The following is a 3,446-nucleotide window of genomic DNA, read 5'->3' as shown; positions in this document are numbered from 1 at the left end:
CCCTGCGCCGCGGCGCTGACCCAGCGCGACGGCTCTCCCTACGTCGCCCCGCCCCGCCCGGCCCTGGCCAAGGGACGCGTGCGCCACGTCGGCGATCCGGTTGCCGTGGTGGTGGCCGAAACGCTGGACGCCGCCCGCGACGCGGCGGAGCTGGTGATGGTCGATTACGACGACCGGCCCGCCATCGCCGGCACGGCGGAGGCGCTGGAGGCGGGCCGTCCGCAGGTGTGGGACGAGGCGCCGGGCAACCTCTGCTTCGATTGGGAGCAGGGCGAGGAGGCGGCGGTGGAGTCGGCGATTGCCAAGGCCGCCCGCGTGGTGGAGCTGGAGATCGTCAACAACCGCGTCGTCGCCAACCCGATGGAGGGCCGCGCCTGCCTCGCCGCGGTGGAGGCGGAGACCGGCCGGCTGGTCATCTACGTCACCAGCCAGGGCGTGCACGGGCTGCGCAAGCAGTTCGCCCAGCTGTTCGGCCTGCCGGAATCGACATTCCGCGTCGTCACCACCGACGTCGGCGGCGGCTTCGGCATGAAGCTGTTCAACTACCCGGAATACATGGTCTGCCTGTTCGCCGCGCGCCGCCTGAACCGGCCGGTGAAATGGGCGGCGGAGCGGACCGAGGGCTTCCTCAGCGACGACCATGGGCGCGACCATGTCAGCCGCGCCCGGCTGGCGCTGGACGCCGACGGGCGTTTCCTCGGGTTGCGGGTGGACACGGTCGCCAACCTGGGAGCCTACCTGTCGAACTACGGCCCCTTCATTCCGACCGACGCCGGGTCGGCGATGCTCGTCGGCTCCTACACCACGCCGGCGGTCTATGTGCGGGTGAAGGGCGTCTTCACCAACACCCAGCCGGTGGACGCCTACCGTGGCGCCGGACGGCCGGAGGCGGCCTATCTGCTGGAGCGGCTGATCGACCATGCCGGGCGCGTCACCGGCCTCGGCCCGGCGGAGATCCGGCGGCGCAACTTCATCCCGCCAACCGCCATGCCCTACGCCACGCCGATGGGCCAGACCTACGACACCGGCGAATTCGAGCAGAATCTGCGCGACGGGCTGGAGCTGTCCGACCACGCCGGCCTGCCCGCCCGCAAGGCGGCGGCGAAGGCCCGCGGGAAGCTGCGCGGGGCCGGGATCGCCACCTACATCGAGGCCTGCGCGGGCGGCGGCGCGGAGCAGGCCACGGTGCAGGTCAACGGCGACGGGCGCATCGTCCTGATGATCGGCACCCAGACCAACGGCCAGGGGCACGAAACCGCCTACAAGCAGATCATCGCCGACCGGCTGGGCGTCCCGCCGGAGGATGTCGAGGTGATCCAGGGCGACACCGACCGCGTGTCCTGGGGGGCCGGCACCGGCGGCTCCCGCTCCGTCCCGGTGGGCGGGGCGGCGCTGGCCGAGGGTGCCGCGCGCGTGGTGACCAAGGCGACCGAGGTCGCCGCCGACCTGCTGGAGACCGCCGCGGTGGACGTTGAGTTCGTCGAGGGCCGCTTCAGCGTCGTCGGCACCGACCGCAGCGTCTCCTTCAAGAAGGTGGCCGCCAAGGCGGCCGCGCAAGGCCCCATCGCCTTCACCGAGGTCGCCCGCTGGACACCGCCGGCCAACACCTTCCCCAACGGCTGCCATGTGGCGGAGGTCGAGGTCGATCCCGACACCGGGGTGGTCGAGGTCGTCGGCTACACCGTCGTGGACGATTTCGGCACGGTGGTGAACCCGCTGCTGGTCATGGGGCAGGTGCATGGCGGCGTCGCCCAGGGCATCGGGCAGGCGCTCCAGGAGCGCGTGGTGTTCGATCCGGACAGCGGGCAGCTGCTCAGCGGCTCCTTCATGGACTACCAGATGCCGCGCGCGGTGGACGTGCCGGACATCCGCATCAAGCTGAACTGCGTGCCCAGCACCACCAACGCTCTGGGCATGAAGGGGGCCGGCGAGGCCGGGGCCATCGGCGCGCCGCCCGCGGTCATCAACGCCCTGGTGGACGCGCTGTCGGACTACGGCATCGACCACATCGACATGCCGGCGACCCCGCTGTCCGTATGGACCGCGATCCAAACGCATAGTAAAGCCGCCGCCGAATAACGAAGAACGGAGTAACGACGTCATAGACCCTTTTTCCAGGCCCGATGTCACACCTTGCGTTGAATAAATTTGAGACAATATCGGAACTATAGAGACTAAAACATAGAACTTCCCCACGAAAGAAACGGGCATGACGGCGGAGCGGATCAGGGGCGGTGGGTGCGGCGGGTTGTGCACCGAGGGTTTGGGGTTCGATTTCACCATGGCTTTCCAGCCGATCGTCGATGTCGGCGGTGGGCAGCCGTGGGCGCACGAGGCGCTGGTGCGCGGCCTCGACGGCCAGGGGGCCGGGTGGGTGCTGGGTCAGGTGACCGAGGCCAACCGCTACGCCTTCGACCAGGCCTGTCGGGTCAAGGCCATCGAGCTGGCCGCCAGCCTGGGTATGGGCCAGCAGCCCGATACCCGGCTGTCGATCAACTTCCTGCCCAACGCGGTCTACCAGCCCGAAGCCTGCATTCGCGCCACCCTGGCCGCCGCCAAGCGCACCGGCTTTCCGCCGGAGCGCATCATCTTCGAGGTGACGGAGAACGAGCGGGTGGTCGACGGCGCGCATCTCAAGTCCATCTTCACCGAGTACAAGCGCCAGGGCTTCCACACCGCCATCGACGATTTCGGTTCGGGCTATTCCGGCCTGAACCTGCTCGCCGAGTTCCAGCCGGACATCATCAAGCTGGACATGGAGCTGACCCGCTCCATCGATACGGACCGCGCCCGCCGCAGCATCGTCAGCGCCATCCTCACCGTGTGCCGCGATCTCGGCATCACCCCCGTGGCCGAGGGCATCGAAACGCCCGGCGAGGCGAAGGCGCTGCGCGATCTGGGGATCACGCTGATGCAGGGCTATCTGTTCGCCCGCCCGGCGGTGGAAAAACTGGTGACGCCCGCCATGGATTTCGCGCCGGCGGTGGCCTGAGCGAACTACAGCATCCGCGGGCGGCGCACCGCCTGCGGCCGGGGGGCGGCGTAACGGCCCCGCTGCTCGGTGGCGAGGGTCAGCGCCTCGTGCGCGATCAGGCGGCGGTAGTCGCCGTCCACCCGCGAGAACATGGCGAAGGCGAATTTGACCGCGTCGGGGGTCGGGCTGGTGGCCGCCTCGCGGAGCGCGTTGCGCAGCATGCGCAACTCCAGCACGCCCTTGACGCAGATGCGCTCGACCGCCTGAGCCAGGATGTCGATCGAACACAGGGACGCCTCGTCGTCGAGTCGGTATTGCACCCGTCCCCCGCAAGGAAGAACCGCCACGGACCGGCCGGGTTCTAGCTTGGGTTGGGCGGGAATGCCAGAGTTTCGGTGAGGTGGTGGTGGGGGAGTGGTTGCTACGAGCCCCCCTCCCGACCTCCCCCCGCTGCGCAGGGGGAGGAGTTAAG

Annotated in this window: 3 protein-coding genes; 2 read left to right on the top strand and 1 reads right to left on the bottom strand. The window is 69.4% G+C overall.

Annotated features, from left to right (window positions below):
• Both GBZ26_RS28275 and GBZ26_RS28270 read left to right on the top strand, forming a co-directional pair.
• Window positions 1–2,079 (top strand): xanthine dehydrogenase family protein molybdopterin-binding subunit (locus GBZ26_RS28275; protein WP_174441646.1); only part of this gene is annotated, 2,079 nt, incomplete at its 5' end.
• A gap of 202 nt (window positions 2,080–2,281) precedes the next feature.
• Window positions 2,282–2,992 (top strand): EAL domain-containing protein, encoded by a 711-nt coding sequence (locus GBZ26_RS28270; protein ID WP_211104999.1) that lies wholly within the window; start codon window positions 2,282–2,284, stop codon window positions 2,990–2,992.
• Window positions 2,993–2,997: 5 nt separating this feature from the next.
• Here the strand turns inward: GBZ26_RS28270 and GBZ26_RS28265 are convergent, their stop codons facing one another.
• The gene (locus tag GBZ26_RS28265) at window positions 2,998–3,294 is read right to left on the bottom strand and encodes a hypothetical protein (RefSeq protein ID WP_174441644.1); all 297 of its coding nucleotides are present in this window, start codon (window positions 3,292–3,294) and stop codon (window positions 2,998–3,000) included.
• Between the last annotated feature and the right edge of the window lie 152 nt (window positions 3,295–3,446).

Source organism: Azospirillum formosense, assembly GCF_013340925.1.
Taxonomy (GTDB): domain Bacteria; phylum Pseudomonadota; class Alphaproteobacteria; order Azospirillales; family Azospirillaceae; genus Azospirillum; species Azospirillum formosense.
Note: the sequence above shows the minus strand (reverse complement) of the source record. Positions and strands in the feature narration are given on the sequence as shown.

Coding starts and splice junctions, on each gene's coding strand:
- GBZ26_RS28270 (WP_211104999.1), top strand. CDS start 2,282: ATGGCTTTCCAGCCGATCGTCGATGTCGGCGGTGGGCAGCCGTGGGCG.